An 18,908-nucleotide genomic window follows, 5' to 3' on the forward strand; every position below is an offset into this window, starting at 1 on the left:
CGTTCTGCTCCGGCAGCGTGCGTGGGCAGCAACTCGCGTCGCAGCGGACTAGATTGGGTACCGGACCGCGCACGTACGCCGTAGCCGATCAGGGGTGGAGCACGCGATGGAGACCGGGCCCTCCCCACGGGGGCAGCACCACGAACGCGGCATCGACGAGGGAGCAGCCGCCGCCGGAGCGCCGCCCCGCATCCCGCCGCAGCCCAGTGTGCCTCCCGCTCCCACCGCGCCGCCCGCGTCGGGGCCCCCGCTCGCGGACTGGCTCCGCACTCCCCGTCCTCCGGCCGAGCCGGGCATCTGGCGCTGCGGCCATCAGCCGCTGCCTCCGGAGGACCCCGACCGCACACCCACCCGCCAGCTCCTCGGCGGCGCCGTCGTGGCGTTCCTCATCGGCTGGCTCGTGTGGTCGCTGCTGTGGAACGGCTACCTGGGCGACTACTGGCTCTGGCCGCTGTACGTCCTCACCCCCGACTCCTGGGGCGGCTCGATGCTCCTGGTGGTGGCGACCTACACCTACTACGGTCTCGTCGTCGCCGGCCTGGCCGCCGTCTTCGGGCGCCTCGGTCACTGGGGCGAGCTGTGGCGGCGCGCCTCCGCCGGCGCCCGGCGCACGCGCACGCCCCCGCACCGCACCGCACCGCCCGTTCCCGAACCCCACGAGGACCCGGCCGCCTGGCCCGGCCTGCGGGCCCTGGGGCCGCGGGCCGCCGCAGCCGCCGACCGGCTCTCCGCCGAGGCACTGTCCGGGGCGATGAGCGACGTCGACCACGCCCGCCTCACCCGCGCCGTGCAGGAAGCGCGAACGCACCCGGGCGGGCCGGAAGCGCTCAGCGAGGAGGTGCTCCGGTACGGCTCGGCCGCCCGCACCCACCCCTCGGGCACCCGCGACCTGCCGCGTCGCGCCGCCCGGCACGATCTCGCGCTGCGCCAGGTCCGCATCGGCACCGCCGCCGTCGACCCGCGCAACCCGCAGGCCTACCGGGGTGCCGGACTGGCCCTCGACCCGGACGTACTCGGCACGTCCGCCCTCGTCGTCGGCCCGGCAGGCTGCGGCAAGACCAGCCGTGTGGTCCGGCCGGCCGTGGAGTCGCTGTGCCTGCAGGCCCTCGCCGGGCAGGCAGCCGTGGTAGCCGTCACCGGCTCGGGGGGTTCCCCCCTCCCGGAGGAGGCCTTCGACGTCGTCGTCCGCCCCGGCAGGCCGGACTCCGCCCACGACCTCGACCTCTACGGCGGGACCGACGACCCGGACGAGGCCGCGGGCATGCTGGCCGAGGCTCTCGTGGGCGACCTCGCGGCCGGGCTGCCCGGCGGGGACAGCCGCAGGGCAGCGACCACGCTCGCCCAGCTCATCGGCCCGTTCCGCGCCGCGCACGGCCGGTTCCCCGCCGTGCCGGAGCTGCGCGAACTGCTGGACGGCTCGACGGAGGCCCTCACCGCACTCCGCGACGCGCTGCGCTCCGCGCCCGCCGCGGGAGACGTCTCCCAATTGCGGGAACTCGACGCCTACGCGCGCCAGCTCGGGCGTCCTGGTGATCCGGGGTCGCTGCTCGCGGACCGTGTCGCGCTGCTGGACCGGCCGGCCTTCGCGGACTTCTTCGTCCCCGACGGCGCCGCCGCCGATCGCCGCAGCCGGGCGTCCGGGGCGCGCCGCGCCCCGCGCCCGTTCTCCCTCCGCGCGCTGGAACACCCCCTCCGTGTGCGGATCGACCTTCCCGAGCGCGGCCACGCCGAGGCGTCCCGCATCCTCGCCCGCCTCGTGCTGGCCCAGTTCACGGACTGCGTCCTCGCCCGCGAGGACCGCTCCCTGTTCGCCGGACTCGTCCTCGACGACGCGGACGGCACCGTCACCCCGCGGTCGCTGCGCGGCCTCCAGCGGCTGCGCAGCGGCCACGCGGGCGTGCTGCTCACGCTGCGGGCGCTGGACGACGTGCCGGAGACGCTGCGTGCACCGCTGCTCGGCGCCGTCGGCTGCCGGATGGTGTGTGCCGGCGTGACGCCGTGGGACGCGGAGCGCTTCGCCGAGGTGTGGGGCACCGAATGGGTGCAAACCCGCGACGTGACCAACCGGCAGCTCGTCTCGGACGAGCCCCTGACCCGGCTCCTGCACGGCATCCGGCGGCTCGCCACCGGCCGCCACGTCACCGCGGAGTCCGTCACCGTGCGCACCGTCCAGCGGCAACGCTGGTCGGCGTCCGACCTCGCCAACGAGGTCCGGGCGGGGCACGCGGTCCTCTCCTTCACGACGGTGCGAGGGCACCGCACCCCACCGGTGCTGGCCCGCCTCGGGGAATGAGCCGCGGCACGGCCGGCCGGCCCCCGGCGGCGGTACGGTGAGGACGTTATGCCTCCCACCCTTGCCGCGCTCGTGCAGCACTCCGCGCTCCGGCTGTCCGTGCTCGCAGGACAGGACAGGCTGGACACACCCGTCCGCTGGGCGCACGCCAGCGAACTCGCCGACCCCACGCCGTATCTGGACGGCGGCGAACTGCTGCTGATCACCGCGCTCAAACTCGACGCCGAGGACCCGGAGGCCATGCGGGCCTACGTCCGCCTGCTCTCCGCGAGCGGCGTGGTCGGCCTGGGCTTCGCCGCGGGCGTCAACTACGAGAAGGTGCCGGACGCGCTTGTCGAGGCGGCCCGGGAAGCGGACATGCCGCTGCTGGAGGTGCCGCGCCGCACCCCGTTCATCGCCATCAGCAAGTTCGTCTCGGCCTCCATCGCCGCCGAGCAGTACCAGGCCGTCACCACCGGGTTCGACGCCCAGCGCGACATGACCTCCGCCGCCCTCTCCCACGACGGCCCCACCGCGCTCCTGGGGCGTCTCGCCGCCCACGTCGGCGGCTGGGCCGCGCTGTACGACGCCACCGGCGCCGTGGTGGCCGCCGCGCCGCCGTGGGCGGCGAGACGCGCCGCCCGGCACGCGGCCGAGGCGGAGCGGCTGCGGGACCGGCCCGCACCGGCCAGCGGCGTGGTCAGCGGGCCCGAGGCCGGGGACGACCGGGTGGAACTGCAGTCGATCGGCACCGGCCGCCGCGCCGAGGCCGTACTGGCCGTCGGCACGGCGGCACCGCCCGGAACCGCAGAGCGCTACGCGGTCCACTCGGCCGTCGCACTGCTCACCCTCACCACGGAACGCTCCCGGGCGCTCCAGGAGGCGGAGCAGCGCCTCGGCGCCGCCGTGGTGCGGATGCTGATGTCGGGCGAGGCCGACCACGCGCGGGCCGTCGCGGGCCGCCTGTACGGCGGGCTGCTGGACGCCCCGCTGCGCGTCGTTCTCGCGGAGCCGCTGTCCGGCCCGGCCTCCCGCCGCCGTGCGGCGGGAGGAGGAGCCGCCGGACCGCGCGACGCGCGCGCGGCCTCCGTCCCGGACGGCTTCCTCTCCGGGGAGCTGACCGCGCCGGAAGCCGGAGAGCTCGCCGACCTCGCCGACCTCGTCGAGACGGCGGCGGCCCGCAGCGGGGAAGCCGTGCTCGTGGTACCCGACGGCGAGCGCCTGGTGGTCCTCGCGTCCGACGGCGGTGCCGCCGCGGCCGCCTGCGCCCGCTACGCGTCCCGCTGCGAGGCGGAGCGCACCGGGAACGGCCGCCTCGCGGGCCGTGACGCCGGCCCGGCGGCCGGTGCCACCGTCATCGGCGTCTCCGCCCCCGCCGGGCCGGCGGGCGTCGCCGTCGGATTCCACCAGGCCGAACAGGCCCTGTCGGTGGCCCGCCGCCGCGGTACCGCGCTGGTCGAGCACGAGGACGTCGCCGCGGGCTCCGTGCTCCCGCTCCTCGCCGACGACGCGGTGCGGGCGTTCGCCGACGGCCTGCTGCGCAGGCTGTACGAGCACGACGCCCACGGCCGCGGGGACCTGGTCGCCTCACTGCGCGCCTGGCTGTCCCGGCACGGCCAGTGGGACGCGGCCGCCGCCGACCTGGGCGTCCACCGCCACACGCTGCGCTACCGGATGCGGCGCGTGGAGGAGATCCTCGGGCGCTCCCTGGACGACCCTGACGTGCGCATGGAGCTCTGGCTGGCGCTCAAGGTCACCTCCTGAGACGGGCCGTGCGAGCACCGGGAGCCGACCCGGGACCCGCGTCACGACGGGCGAGTACAAAGCGGAGCATGCCGGGGGCCGAACTGGCCGCGTCGGACAATCAACGATCCGCCCCGGGCGGCCTACCGTTGACACCGAGGAAACGCACCATCCCCACCATTTCGGAAGGGCCGGGATCCACTGTGCCAGTCAACGAAGCCGCCACTCACCCGTTCTGGCTCGCCGGCCGGCAGGCCACCGGCGAGGCGACCTTCGACGTCACGTCTCCCTGGGACGGCCGCCTCGTCGGCACCGTGAGCGTCCCCACCGAGTCCCAGGTCGAAGAGGCGGTGGCCGCCGCGGCCGCCGTCGCCGACGAGTTCGCCGCGACGCCCGCCCACGTCCGCGCGGCGGCGCTGGACCACCTCTGCCGCCGCGTCACCGAGCGCGCCGACGAGATCGCCGAGCTCATCTCCGCGGAGAACGGCAAGCCCATGAAGTGGGCCAAGGGCGAAGTGGGCCGGTGCATCTCCGTCTTCCGCTGGGCCGCCGAGGAGGCGCGCCGCTTCAACGGCGGCACCGCCCAGCGGCTCGACTCGGACGCGGGCGGGAACGGCCGCCTCGCCCTGACCCGCCGCTTCCCCCGTGGCCCGGTCCTGGGCATCGCACCGTTCAACTTCCCGCTGAACCTGTGTGCCCACAAGGTCGCCCCCGCGCTCGCCGTCGGCACGCCGATCATCCTCAAGCCCGCCCCGGCCACGCCGCTCTCCGGTCTCCTGATCGGCGAACTCCTCGCGGAGACCGACCTGCCTGCCGGCGCGTGGAGCGTGCTGCCCGTGCCGAACGACCGGATGCCCGCACTCGTGAAGGACGAGCGGCTGCCGGTCATCTCCTTCACCGGCTCCGGCCCGGTCGGCTGGTCGCTGGTGGACGCCGTGCCGCGCAAGCACCTCACCCTGGAGCTCGGCGGGCAGGGCGCCGCGATCGTGCTGTCCGACTACTCCTCGGACGCCGACCTGGACCACGCCGCGCAGCGCATCGCCATGTTCTCCAACTACCAGGGCGGCCAGTCCTGCATCTCCGTGCAGCGCGTCATTGCCGACACCTCGGTGTACGACCGACTCGTGCCGCGTGTGGTGGCGGCCGTCGAGGCGCAGGTCACGGGTGACCCGTCCGACCCGGCGACCGAGGTCGGCCCGCAGATCAGCGAGGACGCCGCGCAGCGCATCGAGTCCTGGGTGGACGAGGCGGTCGCCGCGGGCGCGAAGCTGCTCACCGGAGGCAAGCGGGACGGTGCCTCCTACAGCCCGACCGTGCTGGAGGACGTGCCGCGCGACACGCAGATCGGTTGCGAGGAGGTCTTCGGCCCGGTCCTCACCCTGACCAGGGTGGACGGCGAGGAGGCCGCCTGGGCGGCGGCCAACGACTCGATCTACGGCCTGCAGGCGGGCGTGTTCACCCATGACGTCCGGACGGCCTTCCGCGCCCACCGCGCCCTCGAGGTCGGCGGAGTGATCATCGGCGACGTCCCCTCGTACCGCGCCGACCAGATGCCGTACGGCGGGGCGAAGCAGTCCGGCGTCGGCCGCGAAGGCGTGCAGTTCGCCATGGACGACTACACCTACGAGCGGGTCATGGTGCTCACCGGCCTGGAACTCTGAGGCGCACGAGCACGAGGGGCGGGGCACCGGTGCGGTGCCCCGCCCCTCCGCCGTTCCGGTGCTCCGCGCCGCGCCGGGGCCCCGGCCCGGGCGGCGTTCCGTGGCCGGGCGGGTGGGCTGCTCGCGTGGGGAACCGATAGGAATCGCGCGTTTCGGGTACATACCGTCGAGCAGCACCCCGTCATCAGTGCGAGAGCGTGAGGTGAGCACGCGTCATGACTGTCACGGAACGCGAAGCGCGAGAAGTGGCCGAGGCCGCGCGGGAACAGGACTGGCGCAAGCCGAGCTTCGCCAAGGAACTGTTCCTCGGCCGGTTCCGGCTCGATCTCGTCCATCCGCACCCGGAACCGGACCCGGAGGTCGTACAGCGTGGCGAGGACTACCTGGCGAAGCTGCGCACCTTCTGCGAATCGAGCATCGACGGCGCCCTGATCGAGCGGGAGTCCCGGATCCCCGACGAGGTCGTCAACGGCCTCAAGGACCTCGGCGCACTCGGCATGAAGATCAGCACCGAGTACGGCGGCATGGGCCTGTCGCAGGTCTATTACAACAAGGCGCTGGCGCTCGTCAGCTCCGCGAGTCCCGCGGTGGGGGCGCTGCTCTCGGCACACCAGTCGATCGGCGTGCCCCAGCCGCTGAAACTCTTCGGCACCCAGGCCCAGCGGGACGTGTTCCTGCCGCGGTGCGCGACCACGGACATCTCCGCGTTCCTGCTGACCGAGCCGGACGTCGGCTCGGACCCGGCCCGGCTCGCCACCACGGCGGTCCCCGACGGGGACGACTACGTGCTCGACGGCGTCAAGTTGTGGACCACCAACGGTGTCGTGGCAGACCTGCTGGTCGTGATGGCCCGGGTGCCGAAGAGCGAGGGGCACCGCGGCGGCATCAGCGCCTTCGTGGTCGAGGGGGGCTCCGAGGGCATCACGGTGGAGAACCGGAACGCCTTCATGGGGCTGCGCGGCATCGAGAACGGCGTCACGCGCTTCCACCGGGTCCGGGTCCCCGGGGCCAACCTCATCGGCAAGGAGGGCGACGGACTCAGGATCGCCCTCACCACCCTGAACACCGGACGCCTCTCGCTGCCCGCCACCTGCGTCGGGGCGGGCAAGTGGTGCCTGAAGATCGCCCGCGAATGGACCGGTGCCCGGGTCCAGTGGGGCAAGCCCGTCGCGGAGCACGAAGCGGTCGGCGCCAAGATGTCCTTCATCGCCGCCACCACCTTCGCGCTGGAGGCGGTGGTCGACCTGTCCTCGCAGATGGCGGACGAGGACCGCAACGACATCCGCATCGAAGCCGCACTGGCGAAACTGCTCGGCAGCGAGATGGCCTGGCGGATGGCCGACGACCTGGTGCAGATCCGCGGCGGCCGCGGCTACGAGACGGCCGAGTCCCTCGCCGCCCGTGGCGAGAGGGGCGTCCCCGCGGAGCAGCTGCTGCGCGACATGCGCATCAACCGGATCTTCGAAGGTTCCACGGAGATCATGCACCTGCTCATCGCCCGGGAGGCCGTGGACGCGCACCTGTCCGTGGCCGGCGATCTGATCGCTCCGGACGCCTCGCTGTCGGACAAGCGCAGAGCCGCCCTCGCCGCGGGCGGCTTCTACGCGCGCTGGCTGCCCAAACTCGTCGCCGGGCCCGGTCAGCTGCCCCACTCCTACGGCGAGTTCGGCGCCCTCGCGCCGCACCTGCGGTACGTCGAGCGCACCGCGCGGAAGCTGGCGCGGTCGACGTTCTACGCCATGTCGCGCTGGCAGGGGAGGATGGAGACCAAGCAGAACTTCCTGGCCCGCATCGTCGACATCGGCGCCGAACTCTTCGCCATGAGCGCGGCCTGCGTCCGTGCGGAGAGGATGCGGCGCGACGGCGAGAACGGCAGGGCGGCACGCCAGTTGGCCGACGCCTTCTGCCGCCAGTCGCGTCTCCGCGTGGAGGAGTCCTTCGACCGGCTCTGGGACAACACCGACGACCTCGACCGCTCCGTGGTCGAGGGCATCCTCGCCGGCACCTACACCTGGCTGGAGGAAGGGGTCCTCGACGCCTCCACCGACGGCCCGTGGATCGCCGAGGCGGCCCCCGGCCCGTCGGGGAAGCAGAGCGTGCGCCGACCGTTGCGCTGACCCCACCCGTCCCGGTCGGCGTGACCCGCCTCCCGCATCCTTCGGGGGCGCGGGAGGCGGGTCACGCCGTACCGGCCGCCAGCCGGTGGCACACGCCGGCCACACCGGACCGCACCGTTGCCGGATCCTCCGTGTTCAGCCCGTGCGTCACCTCGTGCCAGGGCCCCAGCCGGTGCCGCAGCAGGGAACGCGCCCGCAGCTCCGGCGTGACGCCGTACTCCGCGGCGAGCGCGGCGGCGAAGGCACGGGGTGTGCCGTGCAGCGCCCACGCGAGGTCGATGGCCGGGTCGCCGATGTGCGCGTCGCCGAAGTCGATGACGCCGCTCAGCACGCCACCGTCCGCGAGCATGTGTTCGGGACCCAGATCACCGTGCACGAGACGGCCTGCCGGGCACGAGGTCGACTCTTCGACCAGTGCCCGCCCCGGTGCCCGGAGCTCCACCGGCAGCAGCGGCACCACCCGCGCCAGGAAGTCGTCGGCGGTCGTCGCCCGTACCCGAGCCGCCTCTCGGTCCGAAGGGGCCCCGTGCCGCACGGCCCCGGTGGGGGAGACGGCGTGGAGGGCCCGCAGGAAGCGGCCCAGTCCGTGCCCGTGCCGGGCCCGAGGACGTGCGACCGGGCCGCCCGGCACCAGCACGTGCCGCACTGCCAAGGATGCGCCCGGGAGGCGGTGGGGCACCGGCACGGGCAGCGGCAACTGCGGTGCGAGCCACGGCATCAGCCGCGTCTCCATGCACAGCTGCCGCTCCACCTCCGGTCGCCGCGGTCGCCGCTCCACCCAGCGGCCGTCCACCAGCCGCGCCTCGCTGTCCCAGCCTCCGGAGAAGTCGGAGAGGATCGTCATGCGCCCGGTGCAGCAGAACGGCACACGCCCGCCCCACCCGTTTTCCGGGCGCTGCTGACCCGTCCGGGCGATCTTCGGGCAGCGTTCCGCCCCGACCGGGCGTACATGGCGGCCGAGGACGGTTTGAGCCCCGGTGTCGGGGTGGTACGGCTCTCGCCCGTCCCGCCGCGGGGCCACGTCCCAGCGCCGTGCGCCGCGGCTCCCCTCGGCACGGAGGGCTCCATGCGCCTCATGCTCGTTCACCCGAGCGCCCTGATGTACTCGGAGATCTTCCTCCGCCTGGAGCCGCTCGGGCTCGAACGGGTGGCCGCGGCTGCCCGTGACGCGGGTCATCAGGTGCGTGTCGTCGACCTCCAGGTGCTGCCGCGGAAACTGCTGGAGCGGGAGCTGCGCGCGTTCCGTCCCGAGGTGCTGGGCGTTTCCCTGAACTATCTCGCGAACGTCCCGGAGGCCATCGACCTCGCCCGGGCGGCGAAGGCGTCGGTGCCCGGGTGCTTCGTCTTCTTCGGCGGCCACAGCATTTCCTTCCTCGGCGAGCATGTACTGGCGCAGGCCGACGGAGCGGTGGACGCCGTCGTCCGCGGAGAGGGCGAACCGGCCGTCGAGCCGCTGCTGGAGGCCGTGCGGGACGGTGCCGCGCACTCCGTACCGGGCGTCGTCACGCGCGAGGGCCGCGGTCCCGCGCCCCGGATGCTCGACGGGATCGACGCGCCGCGGCCCGCCCGCGATCTGATGCGGCGGCGGAACCGCTACTTCATCGGGGAGCTCGATCCCTGCGCGTCCATCGAGTTCACCCGCGGCTGCCCCTGGGACTGCTCCTTCTGCTCCGCCTGGACCTTCTACGGCCGCAGCTACCGTCGCGCCGCTCCGGAGGCCGCGGCCGAGGAGATGGCGTCCATCCGGGAGCCCAACGTCTTCATCGTCGACGACGTGGCCTTCATCAAGCCCGAGCACGGCAACGCCATCGCTGCCGAACTCGAGCGCCGCCGCATCCGCAAGCGGTACTACCTGGAGACCAGGGCGGACGTGCTGCTGCGCAACGAGGAGGTCTTTGCCCGCTGGACGCGCCTCGGGCTGCGCTACATGTTCCTCGGCATGGAGGCCCTCGACGCCGAGGGCCTGGACATGTTCCGCAAGCGGGTCAGCCCCGACGACAACTTCCGCGCTCTGGAGCGGGCCCGCAAGCTCGGCATCAACGTCGCCATCAATCTGATCGTGGACCCCGACTGGGACGAGGAACGCTTCCGCCTGGTGCGGGAGTTCGCGCTGTCCGTGCCGGAGATCGTGCACCTCACCGTGATGACCCCGTACCCCGGCACGGAGATCTGGCACACCGAGGCGCGCAAGCTCACCACCCGCGACTACCGGCTCTTCGACATCCAGCACGCCGTCGTGCCGACCCGGCTCCCGCTGAAGGACTTCTACCGCGAACTCGTCCGCACCCAGGCGGTCATCAACCGCAAGCATCTCGGCCTGTCCACGGCATTCGGCGCGCTGGGCGTGCTGGGACGCAACCTGGCCCGCGGCCAGACGAACTTCGCTCGCATGCTCTGGAAGTTCGGACGGGTCTACAACGCGGACCGGCAGTTCCGCGACCACGCACGGCACGTGGAGTTCGAGCTGCCCGTGCCGGAGCACCGCGAGGCGCCGGGACGCAAGGAACTCTTCATCCACGCGGTGGACCGTCCCTCGACACGCACCCGCTGAGGCCCTGCTCCGGCCGGATGCTCGGCCGTCGGCGGGCGGGCACGCCACCGCCGCTGCACGGCACCTTCCCGGCACCAGACACAATGGGGGGATGACGGACCTCCTCGCAGACCCGCACGCGCGCTGTCCCGCCGAACCGCCCGCGTCCGGCGGGCCCCGGGACATCGTGATCCTCGGCTCCACCGGCTCGATCGGCACGCAGGCCGTGGACGTCGTGCTGAGCAACCCGGACCGCTTCCGGGTGACGGGCCTCTCCGCCAACGGCGGACGGGTCGCCGAGCTCGCCGAGCAGGCGCGGACGCTTCGGGTCGACACCGTGGCCGTCGCCCGCCCGGACAAGGCCGACGCACTGCGCGAGGCGCTGCGGGCGGCATACGGTGCCGGGGAGCCGCTTCCGGAGGTGCTCGCGGGACCGGACGCCGCCGCGGACCTGGCCGCCTCTCCCTGCCACACTGTCCTCAACGGCATCACCGGCTCCATCGGCCTCGCCCCGACGCTGGCGGCGCTGCGGGCGGGGCGGATGCTGGCCCTCGCCAACAAGGAGTCCCTGATCGTCGGCGGGCCGCTGGTGAAGGCGCTGGCGAAGCCCGGGCAGATCGTTCCCGTCGACTCGGAGCACTCCGCGCTGTTCCAGGCGCTCATGGGCGGCACCCGCGGCGAGGTGCGCAAGCTGCTGGTCACCGCCTCCGGCGGACCGTTCCGCGGCCGCACCCGCGAGGAACTCGCCGATGTCACACCCGCCGAGGCCCTGGCGCACCCCACCTGGGCCATGGGCCCGGTGATCACCGTCAACTCCGCGACCCTGGTCAACAAGGGTCTGGAGGTCATCGAGGCCCACCTGCTGTACGACATCCCGTTCGACCGCATCCAGGTCGTCGTGCACCCGCAGTCCGCGGTGCACTCCATGGTCGAGTTCACCGACGGCTCGACACTCGCCCAGTGCGGACCGCCGGACATGCGGCTGCCCATCGCGCTCGGCATCGGCTGGCCCGAACGGGTACCGGACGCGGGGCCGGTGTTCGACTGGACCACCGCGATGTCCTGGGAGTTCCTGCCACTGGACGACAAGGCCTTCCCCGCCGTGCCGCTGGCCTGCCGTGTCGGCGCGCTCGGCGGCACCGCACCCGCCGTCTACAACGCGGCGAACGAGGAGTGCGTGGAGGCGTTCCTCGCGGGTGGGCTGCCCTTCACGGGAATTGTCGATACCGTCGCCTCTGTGGTCGAGGAGCACACGAGTACCTCGACGGGAGGCACCGACCTGACCCTGGACGGTGTCCTGGAGGCCGAGGCCTGGGCGCGGACCCGCGCCCGCGAGTGGGCGGCCCGGACGGCGGCAGTGGAGGCACGCGCATGACGCTCCTGATGTGGATTCTCGGCATAGTCGTCTTCGCGTTCGGCTTGCTGATCTCCATCGCCTGGCACGAGCTCGGCCATCTGACGACAGCGAAGATGTTCGGCGTCCGGGTTCCGCAGTACATGGTCGGGTTCGGCCCGACGATCTTCTCCCGGCGCCGGGGCGAGACCGAGTACGGCATCAAGGCGATCCCGCTCGGCGGCTACATCCGCATGATCGGTATGTTCCCGCCCGGCGACGACGGCAAGGTGCGGAAGCGTTCCACCTCTCCGTTCCGCGGCATGATCGAGGACGCCCGCGAGGCGGCTTACGAGGAGCTGCAGCCCGGCGACGAGACCCGACTGTTCTACACGCGCAAGCCGTGGCGGCGCGTCGTCGTCATGTTCGCCGGGCCGTTCATGAACCTCCTGCTCGCCGTGGTGGTGTTCCTCGGCGTCCTGATGACCTTCGGCGTCAACACCACGACGACCACCGTCGCCAGTGTCGGTGACTGCGTTCTGCCCGCCTCGGCGGACCCCGGCCGGAAGTGCCCGCGCGGCGCCGCCGACACGCCGGCCGAGAAGGCGGGGCTGCGCCCCGGCGACACCTTCCTCGCGTTCAACGGCCGGAAGGTCACCGAATGGGACGAGCTGCGCGACGAGATCCGCGACACGACCGGAAGCGCGACCATCCTCGTCGAGGGCAAGAACGGTGAGCGCCGCACCCTCCACGCCCAGTTGGTGAAGAACCGGGTCGCGGCGATAGACGAGAACGGCCGTCAGATCGAGGGCGAGTACGTCACCACCGGATTCCTGGGGTTCCGGCCTGCAGGCGGCGTCGTCGAGCAGACCTTCCCGCAGGCCGTCGACCGCATGGGCGGCATGATGGTCATGGGCTTCGAGGCCCTGGTGGATCTGCCGTCCAAGGTCGACGACCTGTGGGCCGCGACCTTCGGTGACGCCGAACGCAAACAGGACTCCCCGATGGGGGTCATCGGCGCCGCGCGCGTCGGCGGTGAGATCTTCGCCCTCGACATCCCCGCGACGTACCAGATCGCGATGATGTTGCAGATGGTGGCGCTGTTCAACCTGTCGCTGTTCCTGTTCAACATGCTGCCGCTGCTCCCGCTGGACGGCGGGCACATCGCGGGAGCGCTCTGGGAGTCGCTGCGCCGGGGTGTCGCCCGGGTGCTGCGGAGGCCGGACCCGGGGCCGTTCGACGTCGCCAAGCTGATGCCCGTCGCCTATGTCGTCGCCGGAGTGTTCGTCTGCTTCACGCTGCTCGTGATGGCCGCCGACATCGTCAACCCGGTCCGGCTGACGGGGTAGCCGACTGCGAGAGCCGCCGGTCACCCTCCGGCACTCACTCGTTCGGGCGCGCGGCCGCATGAGTTTGCGGGGCGCGATGTGCTTCGCGCACTGCCCGTGTCGTAATCTCGGCTCCGGCGCCACGTGGCGCCGGAGCCCGCTCGACGATCTCGGGCCCATGATCCAGACCTTGGGGTTGCACCGCCGATGACAGCGATTTCGCTCGGAATGCCGGACGTACCGACCAAGCTCGCCGACCGCCGCGTCAGCCGGAAGATCCAGGTGGGCCCGGTGGCCGTGGGCGGTGACGCACCGGTCTCGGTGCAGTCCATGACCACCACCCGCACCGCGGACATCGGCGCGACGCTGCAGCAGATCGCCGAGCTCACCGCCTCCGGATGCCAGATCGTGCGCGTCGCCTGCCCGACCCAGGAGGACGCGGACGCACTCCCGACCATCGCCCGGAAGTCGCAGATCCCGGTCATCGCCGACATCCACTTCCAGCCGAAGTACGTCTTCGCCGCGATCGACGCGGGCTGCGCGGCCGTCCGGGTGAACCCGGGCAACATCAAGCAGTTCGACGACAAGGTCAAGGAGATCGCGGCCGCTGCCTCCGGCGCGGGCATCCCGATCCGCATCGGCGTCAACGCCGGCTCGCTCGACCGGCGGCTGCTGGAGAAGTACGGCAAGGCCACCCCCGAGGCGCTGGTGGAGTCCGCGCTGTGGGAGTGCTCCCTGTTCGAGGAGCACGACTTCCGCGACATCAAGATCTCGGTCAAGCACAACGACCCGGTCGTGATGATCAATGCTTACCGGCAGCTCGCCGCCCAGTGCGACTACCCGCTGCACCTCGGTGTCACCGAGGCCGGTCCCGCCTTCCAGGGCACCATCAAGTCCTCGGTGGCGTTCGGCGCGCTGCTGTCCGAAGGCATCGGCGACACCATCCGCGTCTCGCTCTCCGCGCCGCCCGCCGAGGAGGTGAAGGTCGGCATCCAGATCCTCGAGTCCCTCGGCCTGCGGCAGCGCAGCCTGGAGATCGTCTCCTGCCCGTCCTGCGGCCGCGCCCAGGTGGACGTCTACAAGCTCGCGGACGAGGTCACCGCCGGACTGGAGGGCATGGAGGTGCCGCTCCGCGTCGCGGTGATGGGCTGTGTCGTCAACGGTCCCGGCGAGGCCCGCGAGGCCGACCTCGGTGTCGCCTCCGGCAACGGCAAGGGCCAGATCTTCGTCAAGGGCGAGGTCATCAAGACCGTCCCCGAGTCGAAGATCGTCGAGACGCTGATCGACGAGGCCATGAAGATCGCCGAGCAGATGGAGAAGGACGGCGTCGAGTCCGGCGAGCCATCGATCTCCGTCGCCGGCTGAACCGCTCCGGGCCCGGGGGACCCGCCCTCGACCCCAGCGCCCCTCGACCCCAGCGCCCCGGGACCCTGCCGACCCGCGGTCCCGGGGCGCGGTCGTGCGGCGGTGCACGGGGCGATCCGGTGCCGCACCCGGGCCGTCCGCCCGTCCCGGAGGCACTCCGTCCCCACCGGCGCCGGGCTAGGGTGGACTCCCGCCGGTCCACGCAGGCGACCGGCGGTCTCCGGCCCCCCGTCACGGCGAGCGAGGCGCACGTGCTGACGACCACCTCGACCAGGGTCCTCGACCCCGACGAGCTCGACGCGGCCCTGACCGTGCTGCGGCGTGAACCGGTCAACAACGCCTTCGTCGCCGCCCGCGTGCAGACCGCCGGTCTGGATCCCTGGCGGCTCGGCGGCGAAATGTGGGGCTGGTTCCGCCACGGCAGGCTGGAGGCCCTGTGCTACGCGGGTGCCAACCTCGTTCCGCTCTGCGCGGGTGACGAGGCCGTCCGGGCCTTCGCCGAGCGGGCACGGCGGCAGGGCAGGCGGTGTTCCTCGATCGTGGGTCCCGCGGTTCCCACCGGCGCCCTTTGGTCCCGTCTGCAGCGCCACTGGGGCCCGGCACGGGAGGTGCGGGCGCACCAGCCGCTGATGGCCACCGAAACGATTCCCCCCGACGTCGCCCCCGACCCGTCGGTCAGGCGGGTCCGCAAGGACGAGATGGACATCGTCATGCCCGCCTGCGTCGCGATGTTCACCGAGGAGGTCGGCATCTCGCCGCTCGCCGGGGACGGCGGTCTCGTCTACCAGGCACGCGTCGCCGAACTCGTCGGCACGGGGAGGTCGTTCGCCCGCATCGAGGACGGCAGGGTGGTGTTCAAGGCGGAGATCGGTGCCGCCACGCCCCACGCCTGTCAGATCCAGGGCGTCTGGGTCGCCCCCGAGCACCGCGGCAGGGGACTGGCGGAGGCCGGCATGGCGGCGGTGCTGCGGTACGCCCTGCGCGATGTCGCTCCCGTGGCGAGCCTCTACGTCAACGACTACAACCTGCCCGCGCGGGCGGTGTACCGCAGGGTCGGCTTCCGCGAGGTCGGCGCTTTCATGAGCGTCCTGTTCTGACCGGGCCGGCCCGGTGTCCCGGACCTAGTAGCCTCCCCGCCATGCGGCACACTTCCGGCGAGCACCGCCCGGACCCCCGACCGGTGGACATCGGCCCCCTCGACCTCTCCGCACGCGTCGACGAGGCACTCGCCGTGCAGGCCCTCGCGTTCGGGCTGACGGACGACGAGGTGGCGGTGCGCCGCCACATCGTGACGCGTCACGCCGGCATGCGGGGAGCCCGCGCGCTGGGGGCCACCACAGAGAACGACCGGCTCGTCGGATTCGTCTATGGCATGCCCAACGACCGCACACAGTGGTGGTCGACCGTGGTCCACCCCTACCTGCGGCAGGCGGGGCACGCCGACTGGCTCAGCGACGCCTTCGCCGTCACCGAACTGCACGTGCACCCCGCGTTCCAGCACCGCGGTATCGGGCGTGCCCTGATCACGCGGCTCACGGATGCCGCGGAGGAGCCGCGCTCCATCCTCTCCGCGATCGACACCGACTCCCCGGCCCGTGCGCTGTACCGCTCCCTGGGCTACCGCGATCTCGCCGACCGGGTGCAGTTCCCTTCCGCGACGTCCCTGTACGTCGTGATGGGCGCCCGGCTGCCGCTGCGGCACCGGTGAGGGCGGCTCCCACGCGGCACCGGGACGCGGCCCGCGGCAAACGCATTTCCGCCCGGCAGCGGTGAACGGCTAACCTCCTGTTCCACCGCGTTCCTTCGCACACAGCACCTCATCCCGGCAGGAGAATCCCGATGGCAGCCCGAGTCCAGCGTCTGTCCCACTCGATGCTGAAGACGCTGCGCGACGACCCGGCCGACGCCGAGACGCTCAGCCACAAGCTGCTCGTCCGCGCCGGATACGTCCGTCGCGCCGCGGCGGGCATCTGGACCTGGCTGCCGCTCGGCAAGCAGGTTCTGGAGAACGTGGCCCGCGTCGTGCGCGAGGAGATGGACGCCATCGGCGCCCAGGAGGTGCAGCTGCCCGCACTTCTGCCGAAGGAGCCCTACGAGCAGTCCGGCCGCTACGAGGAGTACGGCGACCTCCTCTTCCGCCTCAAGGACCGCAAGGGCGGCGACTACCTGCTCGGTCCCACCCACGAGGAGATCTTCACCCAGGTCGTCAAGGACCAGTGCTCGTCCTACAAGGACCTGCCGGTGATGATCTACCAGATCCAGACCAAGTACCGCGACGAGGCCCGCCCCCGCTCCGGCATCCTGCGGGGCCGCGAGTTCACCATGAAGGACTCCTACTCCTTCGACGTCAGCGACGAGGCCCTGGAGGAGTCCTACCGACTCCACCGTCAGGCCTACCAGCGGATCTTCGAACGTCTCGGCATGGACTACCGCATCGTCTCCGCGGTCTCGGGAGCCATGGGCGGCTCCGCGTCCGAGGAGTTCCTCGCGCCCGCCGCGGCGGGCGAGGACACCTTCGTCGACTGCCCGTCCTGCGGCTACGCGGCCAACACCGAGGCCATGACCACGGTGGTGCCCCCGGTGGAGGGTGCGGAGCATCCGCCCGTCGAGGAACTCGACACCCCCGACACCCCGACGATCGAGACGCTCGCCGAGCACCTGGGAATCCCCGCCTCCGCCACCCTGAAGAACCTGCTCGTCAAGGTCGACGGAGAGATCACCGCGGTGGCCGTCCCCGGCGACCGCGAGGTCGACCTGGGCAAGCTCGCGGAGCACCTGGCGCCGGCCGAGGTCGAACTCGTCACCGCCGAGGACTTCACCGATCGCCCCGACCTCGTCCGCGGCTACGTCGGCCCGCAGGGCGGCATGGCCGGCAAGGCCTTCCGCTACCTCGCCGACCCGCGCGTCGCTCCCGGCACCAGCTGGGTCACCGGGGCCAACAAGCCCGACACCCACGCCCGGAACGTGGTCTGCGGCCGGGACTTCGACGTCGACCGGTACCTCGACGTCGTCGTGGTGGAGCCCGGCGACCCCTGCCCGAAGTGCGGCCAGGGCATCACGCTCGACCGCGCGATCGAGATCGGCCACATCTTCCAGCTCGGCCGCAAGTACGCGGACGCCTTCGAGCTGGACGTGCTGGGGCAGAACGGCAAGCCGGTGCGCGTCACCATGGGCAGCTACGGCGTCGGTGTCTCCCGCGCCGTGGCCGCACTCGCCGAGCAGACCGCCGACGACAAGGGACTGTGCTGGCCCCGCGAGGTCGCACCCGCCGACGTGCACGTCGTCGCGGCCGGCAAGACCGCACAGACCGAGGCGGCGCTGGACGTCGCGGAGCGGCTGGGCGCCGCCGGCGTGCGGGTGCTGGTGGACGACCGTGCGGGTGTCTCGCCCGGCGTGAAGTTCACCGACGCCGAACTCATCGGGGTGCCGACGATCCTGGTGGCAGGCCGCGGCGTGAAGGACGGTCTGCTCGAACTGAAGGACCGCAGGACCGGCGAGCGCGAGGAACTCCCGTTCGCCGAGGCCGTCAGCCGCCTGGCCGCACGCGTCTGACCGTCCGTGTGCCCGGGTGGGCCCGGCGGAGCACCGGCTCCGCCGGGCCCACCCGCCGCACGGCGGCTCCCGGCCGTCAGAGCCAGCCCGCGAACTCCAGCAGCGCCTCGCCGTCCAGCCGGTCCCCCCGTGCGATGTGCCGGATGCCCGACTCCACCGCCCGGTACAGCGCCCAGCCCCGCAGCCTCTCGGGGTCCACCTCCAGGGAGTCCGCCAAAGCGTGCAGCCTCCTGCGCGTCACGGCCGGCGCCCCTGCCGAGGCCATCAGGTCGTGCAGCCGGTCGCGCACCAGCCGCGCCAGGTCGTAGGCGACCTCGCCCACCAGCGGCTCCGGTCCGACCGTGAGCCAGGGCGCGCGCTCGGCGTCCGCGGAGAGCACCGCGCCCTGCCGGAAGTCGCCGTGCAGCAGAGCGGGCGGTGGCGCGTCGTGGAGCAGCGCCTCCCGCAGCTCCAGCGCCTCCTCCACGAGCGGCGCCGCCTCCGCGGGCGCGTCCGTCCGCATGGACGCCGCTGCCCGCTCCGTGGCCTGCGCAAGCGTGGGGAGGCCGTGGCCAGGAGCCGGAGTCACCCACAGCCGTCGCAGTACCGAGCCGGCCTCGAGCATCGCCCTGGCCTCCGGCAGTGAGCGGAGCGAGACCTCGCCGTGCAGGCGCTCCAGCAGCAGCGCACCCTCCTCCGGAGCCGACCGCAGCAGGCGGACCGAGCCCCAGCCGTTCCAGCGCGTCAGCGCCTCCGCCTCCGCCGCCGCCGCTTCCGCCGGTGCCGTCAGCTTCAGCGCGGCGGGAGCGCCGTCCGCCAGTCGCACGAGCACGACGAGGCTGCTGCGCCCACCGGGCGAGACCACGCGTTCTCCGGCGAGGTCCCAGCGCCGCAGCGTTCCCTCCAGCCGTTCGGGCAGCGAGTCCAGCCATCCGCTCGCGAGCGAGGGATCCGGGTGGGTCCGGAGGGCGCGGACGAGACGCTGCGGCGGGTCCAGGGGCAGTACGGAGGGCATGTCCGGCGTCGGC

13 protein-coding genes are annotated in these 18,908 nt (G+C 72.8%); 11 read left to right on the forward strand and 2 right to left on the reverse strand.

Annotated elements, in window-relative coordinates; all coding sequences use genetic code 11:
- Positions 1-106 precede the first annotated feature (106 nt).
- From ACL06G_RS09145 to ACL06G_RS09160, 4 genes are all read left to right on the forward strand, one after another.
- Positions 107-2,293 (forward strand): ATP-binding protein, encoded by a 2,187-nt coding sequence (locus ACL06G_RS09145; protein WP_412835700.1) that lies wholly within the window; start codon positions 107-109, stop codon positions 2,291-2,293.
- Positions 2,294-2,341: 48 nt separating this feature from the next.
- The gene (locus ACL06G_RS09150) at positions 2,342-4,036 is read left to right on the forward strand and encodes a PucR family transcriptional regulator (protein WP_412785153.1); all 1,695 of its coding nucleotides are present in this window, start codon (positions 2,342-2,344) and stop codon (positions 4,034-4,036) included.
- A gap of 182 nt (positions 4,037-4,218) precedes the next feature.
- On the forward strand, positions 4,219-5,676 hold the full coding sequence (locus tag ACL06G_RS09155; protein ID WP_412785152.1) for an aldehyde dehydrogenase family protein: 1,458 nt from the start codon (positions 4,219-4,221) through the stop codon (positions 5,674-5,676).
- Positions 5,677-5,891: 215 nt separating this feature from the next.
- Positions 5,892-7,793, forward strand: a complete 1,902-nt coding sequence (locus ACL06G_RS09160) for an acyl-CoA dehydrogenase family protein (protein WP_412835701.1) — start codon at positions 5,892-5,894, stop codon at positions 7,791-7,793.
- Between the two features lie 61 nt (positions 7,794-7,854).
- Here ACL06G_RS09160 and ACL06G_RS09165 read toward each other — a convergent pair whose 3' ends face one another.
- Positions 7,855-8,637, reverse strand: a complete 783-nt coding sequence (locus ACL06G_RS09165; RefSeq protein ID WP_412835702.1) for a phosphotransferase — start codon at positions 8,635-8,637, stop codon at positions 7,855-7,857.
- A gap of 222 nt (positions 8,638-8,859) precedes the next feature.
- Here ACL06G_RS09165 and hpnR point away from each other — a divergent pair, with 222 nt between their 5' ends.
- The 7 genes from hpnR (at position 8,860) to ACL06G_RS09200 (ending at position 17,901) form a co-directional block, all read left to right on the forward strand.
- A complete protein-coding gene (hpnR, locus tag ACL06G_RS09170; protein WP_412835703.1) occupies positions 8,860-10,344 on the forward strand; it encodes a hopanoid C-3 methylase HpnR in 1,485 nt (494 codons plus the stop codon).
- 91 nt (positions 10,345-10,435) lie between these two features.
- Complete coding sequence (gene dxr / locus ACL06G_RS09175) at positions 10,436-11,698, forward strand: 1-deoxy-D-xylulose-5-phosphate reductoisomerase (RefSeq protein ID WP_412785148.1); 1,263 nt, start codon at positions 10,436-10,438, stop codon at positions 11,696-11,698.
- Positions 11,695-13,005, forward strand: coding sequence for a M50 family metallopeptidase (locus tag ACL06G_RS09180; RefSeq protein WP_412785147.1), 1,311 nt, complete (start codon positions 11,695-11,697; stop codon positions 13,003-13,005). Before dxr ends, ACL06G_RS09180 begins: the two co-directional genes overlap by 4 nt.
- A 186-nt stretch (positions 13,006-13,191) precedes the next feature.
- Positions 13,192-14,349 carry a flavodoxin-dependent (E)-4-hydroxy-3-methylbut-2-enyl-diphosphate synthase gene (ispG, locus tag ACL06G_RS09185; protein WP_412785146.1) on the forward strand — a complete coding sequence of 386 codons (1,158 nt, stop codon included), beginning with the start codon at positions 13,192-13,194 and terminating at the stop codon, positions 14,347-14,349.
- A gap of 251 nt (positions 14,350-14,600) precedes the next feature.
- Positions 14,601-15,446 carry a GNAT family N-acetyltransferase gene (locus ACL06G_RS09190; RefSeq protein ID WP_412785145.1) on the forward strand — a complete coding sequence of 282 codons (846 nt, stop codon included), beginning with the start codon at positions 14,601-14,603 and terminating at the stop codon, positions 15,444-15,446.
- A gap of 41 nt (positions 15,447-15,487) precedes the next feature.
- Positions 15,488-16,057 carry a GNAT family N-acetyltransferase gene (locus ACL06G_RS09195; protein ID WP_412785144.1) on the forward strand — a complete coding sequence of 190 codons (570 nt, stop codon included), beginning with the start codon at positions 15,488-15,490 and terminating at the stop codon, positions 16,055-16,057.
- Between the two features lie 131 nt (positions 16,058-16,188).
- Positions 16,189-17,901, forward strand: a complete 1,713-nt coding sequence (locus ACL06G_RS09200) for a proline--tRNA ligase (protein WP_412785143.1) — start codon at positions 16,189-16,191, stop codon at positions 17,899-17,901.
- 76 nt (positions 17,902-17,977) lie between these two features.
- Here ACL06G_RS09200 and ACL06G_RS09205 read toward each other — a convergent pair whose 3' ends face one another.
- Positions 17,978-18,895, reverse strand: a complete 918-nt coding sequence (locus ACL06G_RS09205) for an aminoglycoside phosphotransferase family protein (RefSeq protein WP_412835704.1) — start codon at positions 18,893-18,895, stop codon at positions 17,978-17,980.
- Between the last annotated feature and the right edge of the window lie 13 nt (positions 18,896-18,908).

The organism is Streptomyces callyspongiae (genome assembly GCF_047200695.1).
Taxonomy (GTDB): Bacteria; Actinomycetota; Actinomycetes; order Streptomycetales; family Streptomycetaceae; genus Streptomyces.